Source organism: Streptomyces otsuchiensis (assembly GCF_004305975.1).
Lineage (GTDB): Bacteria > Actinomycetota > Actinomycetes > Streptomycetales > Streptomycetaceae > Streptomyces > Streptomyces otsuchiensis.
On record NZ_BHZI01000104.1, the window covers coordinates 1 to 19,027 of the forward strand.

The window sequence follows — 19,027 nt, forward strand, 5'->3', positions numbered from 1 at the left end:
GAGGACAGGCGGGCCGGGGGCGCGGTCTACCGGTTCGCGGTCCGGGCGGCGGCGTCCTCGCGGAGGACGAAGCCCGGGTCGACCTGCGCGGCGAGGTCCACGCCGGTTCGCTCGTTGGCCCAGCTCGCGGCGTTGCGCAGGTGGAAGTGGACCATCTGCTGTGTGTAGCGCTCCCAGTCCCGCGCCGCGTGGGTCGCGTCGGCAGCCGCGTGCAGTTCCTTGAGCGCGGTCCGGTTCTCGTGCTCCAGCTCCCCAAAGGGGCGGTGGCCGCCGCGCTCCAGGTCGCGGACCCACGGTGAGTTCCCGAAGGTGACCAGCAGGTCCTCGCCCACCTGGTCGCGTAGGAACGCCACGTCCTCCGGGCCCTGCACCTTGTTGCCGACGACGCGCAGCCGCACGTCGAAGTCGCGGGCGTACTCGCGGTACTGGCGGTAGACGGAGACGCCCTTGCGGGTCGGCTCGGCCACCAGGAAGGTCATGTCGAAGCGGGTGAACATGCCGGAGGCGAAGGAATCGCTGCCTGCCGTCATGTCGACCACCACATAGGCGTCGCGGCCGTCCACCAGGTGGTTGAGGCACAGCTCCACCGCCCCGGTCTTGGAGTGGTAGCAGGCGACGCCCAGGTCCGCGTCGGTGAACGGGCCGGTGGCCATCAGCCGCACTGTGCCGTCTGTGCCGTCTGCGCCGTCTGTGGTGCCCAGGACGATGTCCCGCGCGCAGGCCTCGAAGACGGGATTGGACTCGTCCAGGCGCAGCAACCGCGAGCCCGTTCCCGGCGGTGTCGTCTTGATCATCGTCTCGGTGGACGTGATCCGCGGGTTGGAGCCCCGCAGGTACTCCTTGATGAGTGGGAGCTGCCCGCCCATCGGCGGGAGCGCGGCGGCGGCCTGCTCGTCCAGCCCGAGTGCCGCGCCGAGGTGCTGGTTGATGTCCGCGTCCACGGCGGTCACGGGCACGCGCTGGGAGGCGAGGTGGCGGATGAACAGCGAGGACAGCGTGGTCTTGCCGCTGCCACCCTTGCCAACGAAAGCGATCTTCATGTTCAACAACATAGCGGCGGTCGGTGCCCCGGCCCGCCATCCACGTGAAGAAGACCACCCGAAGGCGGGACAGGGCGCGACGCGCCAGGACATAGGGTCGAACCCATGACGGTCAACACCCCGAGCGGCCGGGGGGACACGCCCCCGGCCGACGCCGACCCACTGGTCCCCCTCGCCTCGCTGCCCGGAGTCGCGGACGCCGTCGACGGGATGCGCGTCGCGGTCGACCGGGTGTACGGCCACCGAGTGATGCGGCGCCGCAGCGCCGAGATCACCGCGGAGGCGACCTTGCGCGGTGCCCGGGGCTCGGCGGCGCTGGCCGGTGCCGACTGGGCGTTGGAGGAGATCCGGCGGCGCAGCGACTTCTCGACCGACCGCGAGGCCCTGGTGACGGGTGCGGCGTTGCGGGTGTCGGCGGAGGCCGGGCAGCTTCTGGACATCTGGCGCGCCTCGCCGCTGCGGGTCCTCGCGCGGCTGCACCTGGTCGCCGCCGGCGGCGACCGCGGCAGTGGCGGCGGCGCTGGTGGCGAGGTGACGGCCGGAACGCACGGCGCCGTTGGGCGCCCCCGGCTCGTGGGAGAACGCGTCGACGACGTGGACGGCACCGGACTTCCGCTGCCGTCGGTGGACGAGGTCGTCGGCCGGCTGGACGGGCTCGCCCGGCTGATCGTGGCCGGATCGGCCGCGCCTGCCCTCGTGACGGCGGCGGTGGTGCACGGTGAACTCCTCGCCCTGCGGCCGTTCGTGTCGCACAACGGGCTCATCGCCCGGGCCGCCGAGCGCATCGTGCTGATCGGTGGCGGGCTGGACCCCAAGTCGGTGGCGCCCGCCGAGGTCGGCCACGCCGAACTCGGCGCGGTTGCCTACCGCGAAGCCCTGGCCGGCTATGCCTCGGGCAGCGGCGAGGGCATGTCGGCGTGGATCGCGCACTGCGGGAAGGCGGTCGAACTGGGCGCCCGCGAGTCGGTGGCCGTCTGCGAGGCGCTGCAGCGCGGCGCGGCCTGATGCTCGCGCCACCCATGACCGCCTGCCCGTTCTGGGGTGTTTGAGGTCAAAAGTAAAATCTTGCGGCCTGCCTTCCCCTTCCGGGTGAGGAGAGGTACAAAGGAACCAACGGCCCGTGCGACCGGCGATCCGCACAGCAGGACGCGAAGTCAATCGGCCCACGGTTCGGTACACATGAATACCGGGTACCCACGCGTCGCCAGCCCGCGATTCGGGCCAGCCGCACCAGGAAGCGGGCACAGATCCCGTCCTGATCGGTAAATACACCGCACGCATGATCACCCGGTGGACATGTAACCGGTGGCGGCACCGCTTCGGCGGCGCCGCCGCTTTCCGTTGCGTGGCCCCCGGATGCACCGTCGGACGCACAGCACCGTCGGACGCACAGCGCCGTCGGACGCGCAGCGCCGTCGGACGCGCAGCGGGGACGGATCAGATCGGAGCGGGCGGTCAGCGCCCGCGTGCCGGACCCCGTCGCAGCGCCATCGCGCCGCGCTTGCCGCGGCCACGACGCCCCGCCGCATACCAGACGACGCCACCCGCCACCAGCGCCGTCGCGACCAGCACTCCCGCGGTCACCGCCGGGCGCGGAGCCGAGAACCGCTTCTTCAACCGCACCGGCCGGTTGAAGTTGAGCACCGGCCATTCGCGCGCCGTCGCCTCCCGGCGCAGCGAACGGCCCGGGTTGACGGCGTGCGGATGTCCTACCGTCTCCAGCATCGGCAGGTCGGTGGCGGAATCGCTGTACGCGTAGCAGCGCTCCAGGTCGTACCCTTCCGAGGCCGCCAACTCCCGGATCGCTTCCGCCTTCGCCGGCCCGTAGGCGTAGTAGGCGACCTCCCCCGTGTACCGGCCGTCCTCCACCACCATCCGCGTCGCGACCACCCGGTCCGCGCCCAGCAGCCGGCCGATCGGCTCCACCACCTCGGAGCCGGAGGTGCTGACGATCACCACGTCGCGGCCGGCCGCGTGGTGCTGCTCGATGAGGGACGCCGCCTCGTCGTAGATGATCGGGTCGATGACCTGGTGCAGCGTCTCGGCGACGATCTCCTGCACCTGGCGCACGTTCCAGCCGCGGCAGAGGTCGGAGAGGTAGCGCCGCATGCGCTCCACCTGCTCGTGGTCCGCGCCGCCGACCATGTAGACGAACTGTGCGTACGCGCTGCGCAGCACGGCCCGCCGGTTCATCAGTCCGCCCTGATAGAAGGACCGACCGAAGGTGAGGGTGCTCGACTTCGCGATGACCGTCTTGTCCAGGTCGAAGAAGGCGGCGGTACGCGGCTTCGGCAGATTTTCCACGTGCCGAGCATAAACGCCCACCATTCGGCGTACGCTGGGGCGCGTGGGTTTGCCTGAGATGGCTCTCGGGTACACCATGGAAGTCACGGATCGTTCGCGACCGTGCTACCCCGGTCCGACTCCTCCCCCCCCCGAGTCGGCCGTGGAAGACGACCCCCGCCGGGGGGGAGAGCGGGGGTCGTCGCATGTCCGGCTGCTGTCGTGCGCCGGTCTCAGCCCTTCGTCGGCTGCCTCCCTGCCTGCTGTGTCACCGGCCCCGCCGGGCCGGTCCCGTGTTGGTGACGGCGTGCCGTTCCCTCCGGACGTCCGCCGCCGTGGCCGCCGGGGGACGCCGTCATCCAGTGAGATACCTGACCCTCGGTAATGGTTGTACCGCCCTGCGATCTTCTTTCCCCGATCCCGATGCCCGCCCTTCCGGTGGCGGTCCCCATCGATAGTGATCGGTCATTCCGAATGTGGGGAGAGGGGGCGGTGGAGATCACCCGTTCGTGTGTCGAAGTTATCCACATCTCTCGCGTTGTCCACAGATTTCATCCAAGATCCCCGCGATACGCAGATATCCGTCACCGTGGCGGTCGGGTCGTGATCACGGCCCGAGCCGATCACGGAAGGGGAGCAGGCGATGGCCGCACCCGTACTCGTCCTCACCGAGAGCGACGATCTCCTCGACGACCTCCTGAGGCTGTGTTCCGCCGCCGACGCCCGGGCCGACGTGGTGCACGGCGGCCCGCCACCCGCCGCCACTTGGTCCGCCGCGCCGCTGGTACTCGTGGGCGACGACTGGGCCGCCGCCCGCGACGGACTCGGAGCGCCACCCGCCCGCCGGCCGGGTGTGGTGCTGGTCGGGCGTGACCTCGACGACCACACCGTCTGGGAACGCGGGGTGGCGCTCGGCGCCGAACAGGTGCTCCATCTTCCCGACGACGAGGCGAGGCTGACGGACCGCATCGCCGACGCGGTCGAGACGCGCGGGGCGCCCGCCGTCACCATCGGGGTCCTCGCCGGACGCGGAGGTGCCGGAGCGTCCACCCTCGCCGCCGCCCTGGCACTGGCCGGGTCACGCGCCGGCCTGCCCACCACCCTGATCGACGGCGATCCGCTCGGAGGCGGACTCGACGTCCTCCTGGGCGCCGAACGGACCGGCGGCCCGCGCTGGCCGGACTTCGTCTCGGCACGGGGACGGCTCTCCTGGTCCGCGCTCGAAGAGGCGCTGCCCCGGCCGCACGGAGTCAGCCTGCTCAGCTGGAACCGCACCACCGGGCCTCCGGCGTCCGCCGAGGCGATGCGGTCGGTGCTCGCCGCCGCCCGCCGGCGTGGCGGCCTCGTGGTGGTGGACCTGCCGCGCGGTCTGGACGACTCCACCACCGAGGCGTTGTCCCGGCTCGACCTCGGTCTGCTGGTCGTGCCCACCGAACTGCGGGCGGTCGCCGCGGCCCGCCTCACCGTGGACACGGCCGGTGCCCTCGTCCGTGACCTGCGGCTGGCCGTGCGCGCCACATCGTCCCCGTCGCTCGGCGCTCCCGAACTGGCCCAGCTCCTCGGCCTGCCGCTGAGCGGTGAGATCCCGGACGAACCGGGGCTGCCCGCCTCGTCCGACGCCGGCGAGCCACCGGGGCGCGACGGCCGCGGCCCGCTGGGCCGCTTCTGCGCGGACGTGGTCCGCCACGCGCTCCCGCCAGAGCGCGTCCCGGTGGCGCCGGTCGCCGGCGGCGTACCGCCGGCCCGGGGCAGGCGACGCGCACTCGCCCGGCACGCGCGAACCACCCCGGCCGCGCCCGCGAAGGGCGCTCGCGTTCTGCCCGGGCGGGGGAGCGACGCGTGAACCCCACCGCCGCCTTCCCCGCCGGGCTGTTGGACCGGGTCCGCGCCCAACTCGCCGAGGACGGTTCCGACCCGACCCCCGCCCGTGTCGCCGCCGCCCTGCGCGACCAGGGACGGCTCATGGGCGACCGCGCCGTCCTCTCCGAGGTCCGCGACCTCCGCTCCGAACTGGTCGGCGCCGGCCCGCTGCAAGCCCTCCTGGCCGAGCCAGAGGTCACCGATGTCCTGGTCAACGGCCCGGACGCCGTCTGGGTGGACCGCGGACGCGGTCTGCGCCGGGCCGGGGTCCGGTTCCGTGACGCGGCCGCCATCCGCCGCCTCGCCCAGCGGCTCGCCGCCGCGGCCGGACGCAGGCTGGACGACGCCCGCCCCTGGGTCGACGCCCGGCTGCCGGACGGCACCCGGATGCACGCGGTCCTGCCCCCGCTCGCCGTCGGCTCTCCCTGCCTGTCCCTGCGGGTCGTGCGTCCTCGCGCCTTCACGCTCGACGAACTGACAGCCGCCGGCACGCTCCCGCCCGGAGGCGCCCGGCTCCTGCGCCGACTGCTCCGCGCCCGGCTCTCCTTCCTCATCACCGGCGGCACGGGCTGCGGCAAGAGCACACTGCTCTCCAGCCTTCTCGGTCTCGTCCCGCCGGACGAACGCGTCGTCCTCGTCGAGGACTCCTCCGAACTGAGGCCCAGCCACCCCCACGTCGTCCGTCTGGAGACCCGGCCCGCCAACCAGGAGGGCGCGGGCGGCATCGAACTGGACGAGCTCCTCCGCCAGGCGCTGCGGATGCGCCCCGACCGGCTGGTGGTCGGCGAGGTGCGGGGACGGGAGGTCGTCCAGCTCCTGACCGCCCTCAACACCGGCCACGACGGTGGCTGCGGCACCCTGCACGCCGGAGCCGCCCGGGACGTACCGGCACGGCTGGAGGCGCTCGGCGCGATGGCGGGGCTGCCCCGCGCCGCACTGCACAGCCAACTGGCAGCTGCGCTCTCCGTCGTGATCCACCTGGTGCGCGACACCGGCGGGCGACGGATCTCCGAGATCCACGTCCTGGAGCGCGACGCCGACGGCCTGGTGCGGACGGTACCGGCGCTGCGCTGGTCACCGGGAGGCTTCACCGAGGAGCGCGGCTGGCCCGCGCTGGAGGCCGCCCTGTGAACACCGCGCTCCACGTCCACGCCGTCGCGGCCGCGCTCTGCTGCCTGGGAGGGTGGTGGCTGCTGGGCCGTCACCGGGTCGCCGGCCGTGCCCGGTCGCTGATCTCCGACGCGGCACCCGCCGCTCCCGGGGCCGGTATCGCCGAAGGTGCCGGCGGCCGTCCGTCCAGTGCTCCGCGCCCGCCTCACGACCGGGCCGTGCTCTGGGGACTGGCGTGTTCCGCCGTCGGCCTGGGGCTCTCCCTCGCGGGCACCTCACCACTGCCCGTGGTGCTATCCCTGATCCTCGCTCCGTTCCTGATGAGACGGTGCCGCCGCCGGGAGCGGCTCCTCGCCGCCGACCGGCGTCGCGACGCCGTGATCGCCTTCTGCGCGGCGCTAGCCGGAGAGGTCAGAGCCGGGCGCCAGCCCGAACAGGCCCTCCAGACCGCAGGCGTGACAGGTCTCGGCCCGTTCGTGGCCGCGCTGCCCTCCCTCGCCCGACGCGGCGACGACATCGCGGGCGCGCTGCGCCGGGCAGCGGGAGTGCCGGGCGCCGAAGGGCTGGGCGGAGTGGCGGCCTGCTGGCAGGTCGCCGTCGACGGCGGAGCGTCGCTCGCGAGTGGCCTCGACCGCGTGGCCCAGTCGCTCCGTTCGGAACGGGACCAGCGCGAGGAACTGCGTTCCCAGCTCGCCGGACCCCGCGCCACCGCCTTCGTCCTGGCCGCGCTGCCCGCGGCCGGGCTCCTCCTGGGCACCGCGATGGGCGCCGACCCCTTGCACGTGCTGCTGCACCAACCCGCCGGGCTGCTCTGTCTTCTCCTCGGCGGCGCCCTCGAAGCGGCCGGTCTGAGCTGGACCGCCGCCATCATCCGCTCGGCCGAACGGAGCGCCACATGAACTCCTCCCTCACCCCGCGCCCCCGGGCGCGTCCACGGCACCTGGGCGCCGGGGGAGACCGTCTCCACCCCCTGGTGCGCGACCGGCCCGCGTGGCCGGCCGCCTCCGGCGAGGGAGTCACCCGATGCTGCTGGTAGGCGCGCTGCTGACCCTCGGCGCCGGAATCTCCCTGCTCCCCTCCCGGAGCACGCACCGAACCCGGCGGCGGCTGACCTCCCTGGCGGACCCGGCAGCCGGTCGCGAGGCCCGCCCGGCGCCTCGCAGCCGCCCCTCGACGCTCCGGCGTGCCTTCGCGGGACGACCACGAGCAGGCACGGAGGACGCCCGGCTCCCGCTCGCCGCAGAACTGCTGGCCGCCTGCCTGGCCGCCGGCGCGGCACCCGCGGCGGCCGCCGCCGCGGTCGGCGGGTCGATGGACGGCGAGTTCGCCCGCGCGCTGCGCCGCACCGCAAGCGAGCTCCGGCTCGGCGGCGAGCCGGCGGCGGTCTGGGGGCGGCTCGGACGCCAGCCCGGCGCCGGACCGCTGGCCCGCCGTCTGGAGCTGGCCGACACCTCCGGAATCAGCGCCGTGGAGGCGGTGGCCGCCGCCGCCTCGGAGCAGCGCGGCCGTCGCGCCAGAGCCGCCCAGACCAGAATCCGGCGCGCCGCGGTGCTGATCACGGGTCCGCTGGGGCTGTGCTTCCTGCCGGCGTTCCTGCTGACCGGGGTCGCCCCCGTGGTGATCGGCCTGGCCGCTGGCCTGGTCTAGCCCTCGCACATCCAACCCCGCATCGACAGCCCATCACCACGGTCCGCTCCGGCCTGCCCGGAAACAGAAAGAGGAGAACCACACCCATGAACAAGCTCGTCTCCCTCAACGTCACCCTGCTGCTGCGCACCGCGGCGACGCGCTGCGCGACCCGCCGTGCTCCGCGCGACGCCGGAATGAGCACCGCCGAGTACGCCATCGGCACGGTGGCCGCCGCGGCGCTGGCCGCCGTTCTCTTCCAGGTCGTCACCTCGGACACCGTGTCCGGCGCCCTCACCGGGCTGGTGGAGCGTGCCTTCGATGCGCCGCTGTGAGGGGTCGACGGCCGGGGGCGGTGCCCGGCGTCAGCGGGCCGCCCGCCGCGACGGCGGCTACGTCACGGCGGAAGCGGCACTCGCTGTCCCCGCGCTGGTGGCGGTGCTGGCGATGGTGCTGTGGGGCGTCGCCGCCGGCATGGTCCGGCAGGAGTGCGCGGACGCCGCACGTGCCGGGGCCCGGGCGCTCGCCCGCGGTGAACCGGCCTCCGATGTCCGCACGTTGGCGCTCGCCGTGGCGCCGTCCGGGGCCCGGGTGCGGCTCTCGCAGGACGGTGAACTGCACCGGGTCCGGGTGGAGGCCACCTCCTGGGGCCCGAACGCGATCTCCCTCTCCGTGGCCGCCGACGCGGTCGCCCAGGTGGAGCCGTCGTGAGCGCCCGGCGAAGCACCCGCGGGTGCGCCCCGACAGGCTCACCGGCGGCGAAGTTCCGGGAGGAGCCGGTACTGCCGGAGCTTCGCCTGTGGCGGACCGCGGCGCCGGCACGGTGGTGGCGGCGGCCTGCCTGGCGCTGCTTGGGCTGGCGGCAGCGGTGGCGTTCGCCCTGGGCGGGGCCGCCGAGGCCCGTCAGCGGGCCGCTCTCGCTGCTGACCTCGCGGCCCTGGCGGCCGCCGACCGCGCCCTCGACGGCGTCGCCGCCGCCTGTGAGGTCGCGGCCACGGTGGCGGAGGCCAACGGTGCACGCCTGGCGCGTTGCGCCCTGCATCCCGGAACCGGGGTCGCCGACCTCACCGCCGAGGTGGCCGCCGGGCCGTTCACCGTTCCGGCGCGCTCACGCGCAGGACCTCCGTGAGCAGCCGCACGGCGCCCCGCTTGTGCAGGGGATCGTTGCCGTTGCCGCACTTCGGCGACTGGACGCAGGACGGGCAGCCACTCTCGCACTCGCAGGAGGCGATCGCCTCCCGCGTCGCCGTCAGCCACTCCCGGGCGGCGTGGAAGCCGCGTTCGGCGAATCCGGCGCCGCCGGGGTGACCGTCGTGGACGAAGATGGTCGGCAGCAGCGTGTCGGGATGCAGGGCCGTGGAGACTCCGCCGATGTCCCAGCGGTCGCAGGTGGCGAACAGCGGCAGTATGCCGATGGCCGCGTGCTCGGCCGCGTGCAGCGCGCCCGGCAGGATCTCCGGCGTGAGCCGGGCGGCGTCGACCTGGTCCTCGGTGAGCGTCCACCACACCGCGCGGGTCCGCAGGGTTCGCGGCGGGAGGTCCAGCTTGGTCTCACCGAGCACCTCACCGGTGACCAGCCGCCGCCGCAGGTAGGAGACGACCTGGTGCGTCACCTCCACCGACCCCAGGCACAGCCGGGCGTCGCCCCACGGCTCCTCGCGGTCGGTCTCCAGCACGGAGATCTCACTGACGTCGCGGGCGGAGGTGGTCCACGGTGGTGCCGAGGCCTCGACCAGCGCGATGTGCCCCGGCAGGTCGAGGCTCCGCACCACGAAGGTGTTCCCTCGGTGCAGATGGACCGCGCCCTCGTGGACGGCGGTGTGCGCCGCCGCCGCGTCGACGGTTCCCAGCAGTCGGCCGGTGGCCTCCTCGACCACCTGCACCGGCGGTCCGCCCTGCCCCCGGATGTCGGCGAGGTCGCTGGGCCGGTCCCGGCGTGTCCAGTACCAGGTGGAGCCGCGCCGCCGCAGCAGGCCACGGGCCTCCAGCTTGGGCGTGAGCTCACGGGAGGCCGGGGCGAAGAGCGAGAAGTCCGCTTCTGTGAGGGGAAGTTCGTCCGCTGCGGCGCACAGGTGCGGTGCGAGGACATAGGGGTTTCCCGGGTCCAGGACGGTGGCCTCCACCGGGCGTCGGAACAGCGCCTCGGGGTGGTGGACGAGATAGGTGTCCAGCGGGTCGTCCCGGGCGATCAGCACGGCCAGCGCGCCCTGCCCTGCCCTCCCGGCCCGGCCCGCCTGCTGCCACAGGGACGCCCGGGTCCCGGGGAAGCCCGTGATCAGGACCGCGTCCAGCCCCGCCACGTCCACACCCAGCTCCAGGGCGTTGGTCGCTGCCAGTCCCAGCAGCTCGCCGCTGTGGAGGGCGCGTTCCAGTGCGCGGCGTTCCTCGGGCAGATATCCGCCCCGGTAGGAGGCGACGGCGTCGCCCCGGGCCCGGTCCAGGCGCTCCCTGGCGATCACGGCGATCAGTTCGGCGGCCCGCCGGGAGCGTACGAAGGCGACGGTGCGGGCGTCCCGCGCCACCAGGTCGGCGAGCAGCTCGGCGGCCTCGGCGGTCGCCGAGCGGCGTACCGGGGCTCCCCGCTCGCCGCGTGCCTCGGTCAGCGGCGGTTCCCACAGGGCGAAGGCCAGTTCCCCCCGGGGAGAGCCGTCCTCGGTGACCTCGGTGACCGGCACCCCCGTCAGGCGGTTCGCCCCGATGGCCGGCTCGGCCGCCGTCGCCGAGGCGAGGAGGAAGACGGGTTCCGCGCCGTAGTGGGCGCACAGCCGCCGAAGCCGGCGCAGCACCTGGGCGACATGGGAGCCGAAGACGCCCCGGTAGACGTGGCACTCGTCGATGACCACGTAGCGCAGGTTGCGCAGAAAGGAGGTCCACCGCCGGTGGCCGGGGAGCAGGCCGCGGTGGAGCATGTCCGGGTTGGTGAGCAGCAGGTTGGCGTACTGGCGGGCCCAGGCGCGCTCCTCCGCCGGGGTGTCCCCGTCGTAGACGGCGGGCCGCACGGTGGTGCCCAGCGGAGCCGCCAGCCGTTTGACGGCACGTACCTGGTCGGCGGCGAGGGCCTTGGTCGGCGCGATATAGAGCGCGGTCGCGCCCCGCCCGCCGGCCGCCGCCGTGTCGGTGAGGGTGTGCAGCACGGGGATCAGGTAGGCGAGGGACTTGCCGGACGCGGTCCCGGTGGCCACGACGACGGACTCACCGCGCAGGGCCCGCTCTGCCGACTCCGCCTGGTGGCTCCAGGGCCGCTCGATGCCGGCGGCGCGCAGTGCCTCCACGACCTCCTCGCGTACCGCGTGGGGCCAGGGTGAATGACGGGCCCCGCGAGCGGGCAGGTGCTCCGTGTGGGTGATGCGTGCCGTTCGGTCGCCCGCTGATTCCAGGCGCTCCAGCAGGGCCCGAGGCGACTGTCGGGCCGGTGGGGAGTCCGGGGTCGGTGGGACTGGTTCGTGCGGCATCGTCCCCGAGTGTGTCACCGGTCCGACGGACAATGGCCATAAGTCGTCGTCCCGGACCATGGGTAAGTGATTGAATGCCCTGGCGGCCGCCGGTCCGTCCTCCTGCCCCGAGCGGGGGAGACGTCCGGGGGCGACCGCCCATGAGCAAGGCGCTGGAGGATTTGTGGACCTGTCCCTGTCGACTCGGACCGTTGGTGACCGCACGGTCGTCGAGGTAGGCGGCGAAATTGACGTTTACACCGCTCCCAAGCTGCGAGAACAGCTCGTGGAGCTGGTGAACGAGGGCAACCACCACCTGGTGGTGGACATGGAGAGCGTCGACTTCCTCGACTCCACCGGTCTGGGTGTCCTGGTCGGTGGTCTGAAGCGGGTCCGGGCGCAGGAGGGTTCGCTGCGGCTGGTCTGCAACCAGGAGCGGATCCTGAAGATCTTCCGGATCACCGGGCTCACCAAGGTCTTCCCGATCCACGAGTCGGTCGACGAGGCGGTCGCGGCCTCCGACTGAGGCCCGTGGCCCCGAGGGGTCTCAGTGTCGGCGCGCGCGGCTACAACAGTCGTGCGAGCCCGTCGAGCCCTGCCGATCGACCGATCACCGAACGACACACACCACCGTCCGCCGCGCTGTTCGCGGCCGGCAGGCAAGCCGGCCGCGACATCCGCGCGGGGACCGAGGGGGACAGCAATGGCCACCGTCGAACTCCGCTTCAGCGCCTCGCCCGAGCACGTGCGGACTGCTCGTCTGGTCGCGGCAGCCGTGGCCCGGCGGGCGGGGGTGGACGAGTCGGTCCTCGACGAACTGCGTCTCGCCGTCGGTGAGGCCTGCACACGTGCCGTCGGCCTGCACGCGCTGCACGGTCTGAAGAGCCCGGTCCGGGTGAAGCTCACCGAGGGTGAGAAGAGCTTCTCGATCGAGGTCGGCGACGACGCCCCGGGTTCCGTGCCGCAGCAGCGTGAGGGCGACGCCGACGCCGAGGCGGTGGCCGAGGAGACGGACGAGCTGGGGCTCGCGGTGATCAGCGGTCTCGTGGACGACTTCGATGTGGCGTCGGACGCCGATGGCGGGCGCATCCGGATGAGCTGGCCGGCCACCGCCGTCTGATCCGTCCGTCCGCTTCGGCGCTCTCGCCCAGCACCCGCACCCACCCACTCACTCATCCATCCACCCACCCGCCACGGCCGCGCCGCGTCTCCCCGCTTCGGCGCTGCCCGCGTCCGCTCACCCCGCGTCCGCTCACCCCGCTCCCGCCTCCGCTCGTTGTGTTCGGCCCTCGCGCTGCGCGGTCGGTCCCGGTGTCCGGCGTTCGGGTGGTCTCCGGCCGTGTCGGGGAATCACCACCTCCTCCGAACTGACGTGGGTTCGTCCTCGGGCCGGGTGACCATGTCGCGTCGGGAGGTACGTGCCTCCCGTGCCGGGGTCGAAGTGGCGCGGCGCGCCCTCCAACAGCTCGCTGCGCCTGGCATCTTGACGTCCCGTCGCGGCGTCCCCGCCTCCCCGGCCCGCCCGGCCACGGGGGACCGCCGCAGCCAACGCGCTCCCCGCTGCCCGCCTTCAGGGCCCCGGGCCGGCCCTGTCACCCGGTCGGCGGTACCCCATCGGTTCCCCGCGCGCCGCCCGCCGCGCGATCGGTGGTCTCCGCACGGGGGCGCACGGTCCGCCGGGCCGTCCCCGCCGGCCGGGCCGTTCCCGGACTGCCTCTCTCGGCAGCCCCGTTGACCTGCGGCCACGTCGCGGCAGCCTCTTCCTTTCCAGTTCGCTCCCGCCTCTCTGTGCAATCGCATAAAGTCGCTGACGCCATTTTAGTGATCTTGTCGGATCGCTCATGTGTTGATCATTCCGGATGCGCTTACGAGTGTTTTTACTCGTGGTTGAGCAATTCCATCGACCGGCCCCCTTCTTCGATCCGTCGCGCCTCTCTACACTCCGGCCACATCTGTCTCGGATCACCCTGAGCGTCAAGGAGGACGAATGGTGGGGCTCTCTTCCCCTCTTCGGGAGCATCCGTACGTCATGGAAGCCGCGTCCGCCGCCGAACTCACCGGCGGCAACCGCGTACTCGTACTGCTGATCGCACTCATCGCCCTCGCCGCCCTGGCGCTCGCCGTCCTGCTCGTCAAACAGGTGCTGGCGTACGGCGAGGGCACCGACAGCATGAAGAAGATCGCCGGAGCCATCCAGGAGGGCGCGAACGCCTATCTGGCCCGGCAGTTGCGCACGGTCGCCGTATTCGCCGTCATCGTCGTCCTTCTCCTGTTGCTCCTTCCCGCCGACGACTGGAATCAGCGCGTCGGCCGCTCCCTGTTCTTCGTGATCGGAGCCGCGTTCTCGGCGGCCACCGGATACCTCGGAATGTGGCTGGCGGTACGCAGCAATGTGCGTGTGGCGGCGGCGGCCCGTGCCGCCAATCCCACCGAGGACGGAGGTGAGGGCAAGGACCCGGTGAGCGTCCGCCACGAGGCGATGCGGATCGCTTTCCGTACCGGCGGCGTGGTCGGCATGTGCACCGTCGGTCTGGGACTCTTCGGTGCCAGCTGCGTGGTGCTGGTCTACGCGGCGGACGCGCCGAAGGTGCTGGAGGGCTTCGGTCTCGGCGCCGCGCTGATCGCGATGTTCATGCGGGTCGGCGGCGGCATCTTCACCAAGGCGGCCGACGTCGGCGCGGACCTGGTCGGCAAGGTCGAGAAGGGCATCCCCGAGGACGACCCGCGCAACGCCGCGACCATCGCGGACAACGTGGGTGACAACGTCGGCGACTGCGCGGGCATGGCCGCCGACCTGTTCGAGTCCTACGCGGTGACACTGGTCGCCGCGCTGATCCTGGGCACGGTCGCCTTCGGCAACGCCGGACTGTCCTTCCCGCTGCTCGTCCCGGCCCTCGGGGTGCTCACCGCGATGCTCGGGATCTTCGTCGTCGCACCGCGGCGCGGGGACCGCAGCAGCATGACCGCCATCAACCGCGGCTTCTTCATCACCGCCGGTGTCTCGCTGGTGCTGGTGGCCATCGCCGCGTTCGTCGCGCTGCCCGGCACCTTCGCCGAGCTGACCGGGGTGCAGGACCCGGAGATCCTCGCCCACGGCGGCGACCCGCGGCTGTTCGCGCTGACCTCGGTGGCGATCGGCATCATCCTGGCCGCGCTCATCCAGCAGCTCACCGGCTACTTCACCGAGCCGTCGCGCCGACCCGTGCGGGACATCGGCAAGACCTCCCGGACCGGGCCCGCCACAGTGGTCCTGGCCGGGTTCTCCCTCGGCATGGAGTCGGCCGTCTACACCGCGCTGGTGGTCGCGATCGGCGTCTACGCCGCGTTCCTGGCGGCCGGCGGCACCATCATGCTGGCGCTGTTCGCGGTCGCACTGGCAGGCACCGGCCTGCTGACCACGGTCGGCGTCATCGTGGCGATGGACACCTTCGGCCCGGTCGCCGACAACGCCCAGGGCATCGCCGAGATGTCGGGCGACGTGCGGGGCGAGGGCGCGCAGGTCCTCACCGACCTCGACGCCGTCGGCAACACCACCAAGGCCGTCACCAAGGGCATCGCGATCACCACCGCCGTCCTGGCGGCGGCGGCGCTGTTCGGCGCCTACCGCGACGCCATCGCCAACGCCGTCGCGGACACCGGGATCACCACCGTCGACGCCTTCGGCGCGGCGGCACTCAGCCTCGACATCGCCTACCCGAGCAACCTGGTCGGGCTGATCATCGGCTCCGCGGTCGTCTTCCTCTTCTCCGGTCTCGCCGTCAACGCCGTCTCCCGGTCGGCGGGCTCCGTCGTCTACGAGGTGCGGCGCCAGTTCCGCGACCATCCGGGGATCATGGACCGGACGGAGACACCGGAGTACGGCAAGGTCGTCGACATCTGCACCCGCGACTCGCTGCGGGAGCTGGCGACCCCCGGGCTGCTCGCCGTGATGGCGCCGATCGCCGTCGGCTTCAGCCTCGGCGTGGGCGCCCTCGGCGCCTACCTGGCCGGTGCGATCGGCACCGGCATCCTGATGGCGGTCTTCCTCGCCAACTCCGGTGGGGCCTGGGACAACGCCAAGAAGCTGGTCGAGGACGGCCACCACGGCGGCAAGGGCAGCGAGGCACACGAGGCGACCGTGATCGGCGACACCGTCGGTGACCCGTTCAAGGACACCGCCGGTCCGGCGATCAACCCGCTGCTGAAGGTCATGAACCTGGTGGCGCTGCTCATCGCCCCCGCCGTGGTGACGCTCAGCTACGGCAGCAGTTCCAACGGGTTCCTTCGCGGCCTGATCGCGGTGCTCGCCATCGCGGTCATCGTGGCCGCGGTCTACGTCTCCAAGCGGCGTGGCATCGCCGTCGACGACTCCGACGATGACATCGATCACGTCGACGGCCCGGCGGGTGCCGCCGGACCCTCGGCCACGGGGGCCGCCGTCACCCCGTCGGCGTCGGGCGAGGGCACCTCCGCCGACAGCGGCAGCCGAGGTGGCGCCGGGGAGAAGGGCGGTCGCGGCTAGCCGGGAGTACACCACCCGGGCGCGCCGGAGGCGATAGCCCGGGTGACGCAGTGGCGGCGGGTGGGCGGTGTGCCGGGGCACACCGCCCACCCGTCTGCTGTAGGTTCCCGGCCAGGGACACGCCCCGGCGGGGGCCATCGGCTGGGAAGGGACCTGAGAACGGTGAACAGAAGGTTCGCGACGACGGTGTCGGGCTGCGCGATGCTCGTCCTCACGCTGACCGCGTGCGGTGACGACAGCGGCGAGAAGACCGAGGCATGGGCGAAGAACGTCTGTGACCAGGTGCAGCCCCAGGTGGAGCGCATCCAGGCGGCCAATGAGGCCATCGCCGAGGCCAGTGAGGGCAGCGGGGAGCCGGCCGAGGTCCAGGAGGCGTACTCCAGCTCCTACGGCGAGCTGTCCGCCGCGTTCGAGTCGCTGGCCACGGCAGTCGACGACGCGGGCGATCCGCCCGTCGAGGACGGCGAGGAGCTGCGCACCGACGCGGTCGAGGAGCTGACCGGTCTCTCCCAGTCCTACGAGCAGCTCCAGGAGGCCAGCGACGAGCTGGACACCTCCGACCGGGCGAAGTTCGCCGAGGGCCTGCGTGCCATGGTGGGCCAGCTGGAGGAGCTCGGACAGTCGGGCGACGAAGCCCTCAGCAAGCTCCAGAGCGGTGATCTGGGCGACGCCATGGCCCGCCAGGAGGGCTGTCAGAGCCCCGTTCCCGGCGACCCCTCCGCCGACGAGAGCGACGACGCCGAGACGACCGACGACGCCGGTGACGCGGGCTCCGAGGCGCCGGCCGACGACACGGCCGACGGGGATGACGCGGCCGACTCGGACAGCGCGGACGAGGACGCGGAGGACGACGCCTGACGTCTCGGCCGCCGAGGCCCCGGCCCGTCGTCGCACCACCGGCGCCGGTCCGCGGGTCCGCGGGTCCGCGCGCCGGCGGTGAGGCACCGCGCCATGGGCCCGCCCGGGTCTCGTCCCGGGCGGGCCCATGGCGCCTCCGGTGCGACCGGCGGCGCGCCCCGTGCGCCGCTCACCCGGCCGTCCGGGGGTGACGCCGGGACACAATGGGGCGGTGACCACCGACGAACTCCCCCTTCCCGGACCCGACACCGATCGGCTGCGGGACACCCTGCTGGCCGCGTCCTTCACCGCCGACGGCCTGCTGGAACAGCTCGGTGCCGTCCCCTATGCCGCGCTCGCCCGCGCTGAGATCGTGCCCGCGCTGCGGGCCACCCGGGACGGTTCGCCACTCGCCGTGCTGATCCGTCTCTTCCTGCTGCGCGGCTCCGTCGCGCGCCCCGAGGCCGCCGCCGTGCTCCCGGTGAAGGAACTGCTCGCCTCCGGCTGGCTCACCCCGGACCCGGACCCGGACGCGAACGCGGGAACCGGAACGAACGCGGGAACCGGCACGAACCCCGGGGCGGTGCGGGCCGCCGTGGACATCCGCCCGTACGCGGGGCCGGCCGGTCAGGACTGGTGGGTCGTCTCCGACGCCGGCTGCGCGATCGGCGGTGCCGCCGGGGCGGCCGGCGCCCGTGCCGACGTGGTGCTCGGAGTCGGCGGCGCCTCCGCCACGCTCGCCCAGATCACCGTGGACGGCCCGGTCGCCCGCGCGCTCGATCTCGGCACCGGCTCCGGTATCCAGGCACTGCACCTCGCGGTCCGCGCCGCGCGGGTCACCGCCACCGACGTCAACCCCCGGGCCCTGCGGATGGCACAACTGACCCTGGCGCTGTCGGGGGTTCCCGAACCGGCGCTCCGTCAGGGGTCGCTCTACGAGCCGGTGGCCGACGACGAACCGTACGACCTGATCGTCAGCAACCCGCCGTTCGTGATCTCCCCGAGCACCGGCTCCGCCGAGCGGCTGACCTACCGTGACGGCGGCATGGACGGGGACGAGCTGTGCCGCTCGCTGGTGCGGGGCGCCGCCGAACGGCTCACCGAGGGCGGCTGGTGCCAGCTGCTAGCCAACTGGCAGCACGTCGAGGGCGAGGACTGGCGGGAGCGGGTGACCTCCTGGGTGCCCGCCGGGTGCGACGCGTGGATCGTGCAGCGCGAGGAGCAGGACGTCGCCCAGTACACCGAGCTGTGGCTGCGGGACGCCGGGGCGCATCGTGGCCCCGAGGACGAGTACGCCGCCCGGTACGACGCCTGGCTGGAGGAGTTCGCCGCCCGCGGCACCCGGGCCGTCGGCTTCGGCTGGATCACGCTGCGGCGCACGGGGGCGGCCGAGCCGTCCGTGGTCGCCGAGGAGTGGCCGCACACGGTCGAGCAGCCGCTGGGCGGGGAGATCCGCCGCCATTTCGAGGCCCGTGACCACCTTCGGGTGCGGGACGACGCGGAGCTGCTGGAAGGGCGTTATGTGCTGGCGGACGGCGTCGTGCAGGAGCAGATCGGCGGGCCGGGGGAGGAGGACCCCGAGCATGTGGTGCTGCGTCAGCGGCACGGCATGATGCGTGCCATCACCGTCGACACCGTCGGTGCCGCGCTCGTCGGAAGCTGCGACGGGACGCTCCCGGCCGGGCGGATCGTGGACGCCATCGCCCAGTTGCTGGCGGAGGACCCGGCGACGCTCCGCGCCGCGACTCCGGCGACGCTGCGTTCCCTCGTCGAACAGGGCTTCCTGCACCCGGCGCTCTGAGCGCGCGACACCGGCGCGCGCCCGCTGCCCGCTGCCCGCCGCCCCGCCGTGCGGCGGGTGTGCGGTGGCGTTCAGCCGCCGACGTTGCGGACGACCATCCAGACCACGGCCACCACGCCGATGACGGCAGCCCCGCGGTTGGTGATCCGTGGCCGCCGCCTGCTGCCACGAAGCCCGTCGTACAGCCAGCGGCCGAAGAGGGCCAGTGCCAGCGGCACGCCGAGCAGGAGCAGCACCGCGTTGTCGTGGAAGGCGGCTGGAAGGTCGCCGTGCAGCAGGTCGTAGACCATGCGGGTGCCGCCGCAGACCGGGCAGAGCAGGCCGGTCGCCCAGTTGAAGGGGCAGCGCGGCAGCCACTGCCCCTCCTGGTGGGGGTCGGTGCTCACGAGGTAGGCGGCCGCGGTGCCCGCGACGGCGAGGGTCGCCAGCGGGGCGACCGCCGGGTGGGTGAGCCGGCGGCGCCACGCCGAGTCGCCCCGTGTCCCGTTCATCGTGCCTCCCCCTCTTCAGCGGACCGCTCAGCGGGAGCGTGCGCCCT

General features: G+C 73.3%; 17 protein-coding genes. 13 read left to right on the forward strand and 4 right to left on the reverse strand.

Annotation, left to right across the window (positions count from 1 at the left end; translation table 11 throughout):
- Positions 1-26: 26 nt before the first annotated feature.
- Positions 27-1,040, reverse strand: coding sequence for an ATP-binding protein (locus E0D90_RS12080; protein ID WP_130797917.1), 1,014 nt, complete (start codon positions 1,038-1,040; stop codon positions 27-29).
- Between the two features lie 105 nt (positions 1,041-1,145).
- On the opposite strand from E0D90_RS12080, the gene E0D90_RS12085 reads away from it, so the two are divergent.
- Entirely contained in the window at positions 1,146-2,045 is a 900-nt protein-coding gene (locus E0D90_RS12085; RefSeq protein ID WP_130797919.1) for a Fic family protein, read from the forward strand.
- Between the two features lie 450 nt (positions 2,046-2,495).
- Here the strand turns inward: E0D90_RS12085 and E0D90_RS12090 are convergent, their stop codons facing one another.
- On the reverse strand, positions 2,496-3,368 hold the full coding sequence (locus tag E0D90_RS12090) for an HAD family hydrolase (protein ID WP_130797921.1): 873 nt from the start codon (positions 3,366-3,368) through the stop codon (positions 2,496-2,498).
- A gap of 598 nt (positions 3,369-3,966) precedes the next feature.
- On the opposite strand from E0D90_RS12090, the gene ssd reads away from it, so the two are divergent.
- From ssd to E0D90_RS12125, 7 genes are all read left to right on the forward strand, one after another.
- Positions 3,967-5,166 (forward strand): septum site-determining protein Ssd, encoded by a 1,200-nt coding sequence (gene ssd / locus E0D90_RS12095; RefSeq protein WP_227870168.1) that lies wholly within the window; start codon positions 3,967-3,969, stop codon positions 5,164-5,166.
- Positions 5,163-6,314 (forward strand): TadA family conjugal transfer-associated ATPase, encoded by a 1,152-nt coding sequence (locus E0D90_RS12100; RefSeq protein ID WP_227870169.1) that lies wholly within the window; start codon positions 5,163-5,165, stop codon positions 6,312-6,314. The genes ssd and E0D90_RS12100 overlap by 4 nt, the downstream gene beginning before the upstream one ends.
- Positions 6,311-7,192, forward strand: coding sequence for a type II secretion system F family protein (locus E0D90_RS12105; protein ID WP_227870170.1), 882 nt, complete (start codon positions 6,311-6,313; stop codon positions 7,190-7,192). The genes E0D90_RS12100 and E0D90_RS12105 overlap by 4 nt, the downstream gene beginning before the upstream one ends.
- 124 nt (positions 7,193-7,316) lie before the next feature.
- Complete coding sequence (locus tag E0D90_RS12110; protein WP_130797925.1) at positions 7,317-7,940, forward strand: type II secretion system F family protein; 624 nt, start codon at positions 7,317-7,319, stop codon at positions 7,938-7,940.
- 86 nt (positions 7,941-8,026) lie between these two features.
- On the forward strand, positions 8,027-8,254 hold the full coding sequence (locus E0D90_RS12115) for a DUF4244 domain-containing protein (protein WP_103501984.1): 228 nt from the start codon (positions 8,027-8,029) through the stop codon (positions 8,252-8,254).
- Positions 8,241-8,630, forward strand: a complete 390-nt coding sequence (locus tag E0D90_RS12120; RefSeq protein ID WP_130797927.1) for a TadE family type IV pilus minor pilin — start codon at positions 8,241-8,243, stop codon at positions 8,628-8,630. The genes E0D90_RS12115 and E0D90_RS12120 overlap by 14 nt, the downstream gene beginning before the upstream one ends.
- A gap of 88 nt (positions 8,631-8,718) precedes the next feature.
- Positions 8,719-9,048, forward strand: coding sequence for an Rv3654c family TadE-like protein (locus tag E0D90_RS12125; protein ID WP_103501986.1), 330 nt, complete (start codon positions 8,719-8,721; stop codon positions 9,046-9,048).
- Here E0D90_RS12125 and E0D90_RS12130 read toward each other — a convergent pair.
- The gene (locus E0D90_RS12130) at positions 9,011-11,431 is read right to left on the reverse strand and encodes a DEAD/DEAH box helicase (protein ID WP_130797929.1); all 2,421 of its coding nucleotides are present in this window, start codon (positions 11,429-11,431) and stop codon (positions 9,011-9,013) included. The genes E0D90_RS12125 and E0D90_RS12130 overlap by 38 nt on opposite strands.
- A 103-nt stretch (positions 11,432-11,534) precedes the next feature.
- Between E0D90_RS12130 and E0D90_RS12135 the strand changes: the two genes are divergently transcribed.
- The 5 genes from E0D90_RS12135 to E0D90_RS12160 all read left to right on the forward strand — a co-directional run bounded on the left by E0D90_RS12135 (position 11,535) and on the right by E0D90_RS12160 (position 18,489).
- Positions 11,535-11,876 carry an STAS domain-containing protein gene (locus E0D90_RS12135; protein WP_103501988.1) on the forward strand — a complete coding sequence of 114 codons (342 nt, stop codon included), beginning with the start codon at positions 11,535-11,537 and terminating at the stop codon, positions 11,874-11,876.
- Between the two features lie 177 nt (positions 11,877-12,053).
- Entirely contained in the window at positions 12,054-12,470 is a 417-nt protein-coding gene (locus E0D90_RS12140; RefSeq protein WP_103501989.1) for an ATP-binding protein, read from the forward strand.
- Between the two features lie 867 nt (positions 12,471-13,337).
- Entirely contained in the window at positions 13,338-15,851 is a 2,514-nt protein-coding gene (locus E0D90_RS12150; protein WP_130797931.1) for a sodium-translocating pyrophosphatase, read from the forward strand.
- Between the two features lie 162 nt (positions 15,852-16,013).
- Positions 16,014-16,709, forward strand: coding sequence for a small secreted protein (locus tag E0D90_RS12155; RefSeq protein WP_174856187.1), 696 nt, complete (start codon positions 16,014-16,016; stop codon positions 16,707-16,709).
- Positions 16,710-16,920: 211 nt separating this feature from the next.
- A complete protein-coding gene (locus E0D90_RS12160; protein ID WP_227870171.1) occupies positions 16,921-18,489 on the forward strand; it encodes a DUF7059 domain-containing protein in 1,569 nt (522 codons plus the stop codon).
- Between the two features lie 71 nt (positions 18,490-18,560).
- Here the strand turns inward: E0D90_RS12160 and E0D90_RS12165 are convergent, their stop codons facing one another.
- The gene (locus tag E0D90_RS12165; RefSeq protein ID WP_130797935.1) at positions 18,561-18,980 is read right to left on the reverse strand and encodes a DUF2752 domain-containing protein; all 420 of its coding nucleotides are present in this window, start codon (positions 18,978-18,980) and stop codon (positions 18,561-18,563) included.
- Positions 18,981-19,027 lie beyond the last annotated feature (47 nt).

Coding starts and splice junctions, on each gene's coding strand:
- E0D90_RS12140 (WP_103501989.1), top strand. CDS start 12,054: ATGGCCACCGTCGAACTCCGCTTCAGCGCCTCGCCCGAGCACGTGCGG.
- E0D90_RS12090 (WP_130797921.1), bottom strand. CDS start 3,368: ATGGTGGGCGTTTATGCTCGGCACGTGGAAAATCTGCCGAAGCCGCGT.
- E0D90_RS12120 (WP_130797927.1), top strand. CDS start 8,241: ATGCGCCGCTGTGAGGGGTCGACGGCCGGGGGCGGTGCCCGGCGTCAG.
- E0D90_RS12130 (WP_130797929.1), bottom strand. CDS start 11,431: ATGGTCCGGGACGACGACTTATGGCCATTGTCCGTCGGACCGGTGACA.
- E0D90_RS12115 (WP_103501984.1), top strand. CDS start 8,027: ATGAACAAGCTCGTCTCCCTCAACGTCACCCTGCTGCTGCGCACCGCG.
- E0D90_RS12150 (WP_130797931.1), top strand. CDS start 13,338: ATGGTGGGGCTCTCTTCCCCTCTTCGGGAGCATCCGTACGTCATGGAA.
- E0D90_RS12110 (WP_130797925.1), top strand. CDS start 7,317: ATGCTGCTGGTAGGCGCGCTGCTGACCCTCGGCGCCGGAATCTCCCTG.
- E0D90_RS12165 (WP_130797935.1), bottom strand. CDS start 18,980: ATGAACGGGACACGGGGCGACTCGGCGTGGCGCCGCCGGCTCACCCAC.
- E0D90_RS12080 (WP_130797917.1), bottom strand. CDS start 1,040: ATGAAGATCGCTTTCGTTGGCAAGGGTGGCAGCGGCAAGACCACGCTG.
- ssd (WP_227870168.1), top strand. CDS start 3,967: ATGGCCGCACCCGTACTCGTCCTCACCGAGAGCGACGATCTCCTCGAC.
- E0D90_RS12085 (WP_130797919.1), top strand. CDS start 1,146: ATGACGGTCAACACCCCGAGCGGCCGGGGGGACACGCCCCCGGCCGAC.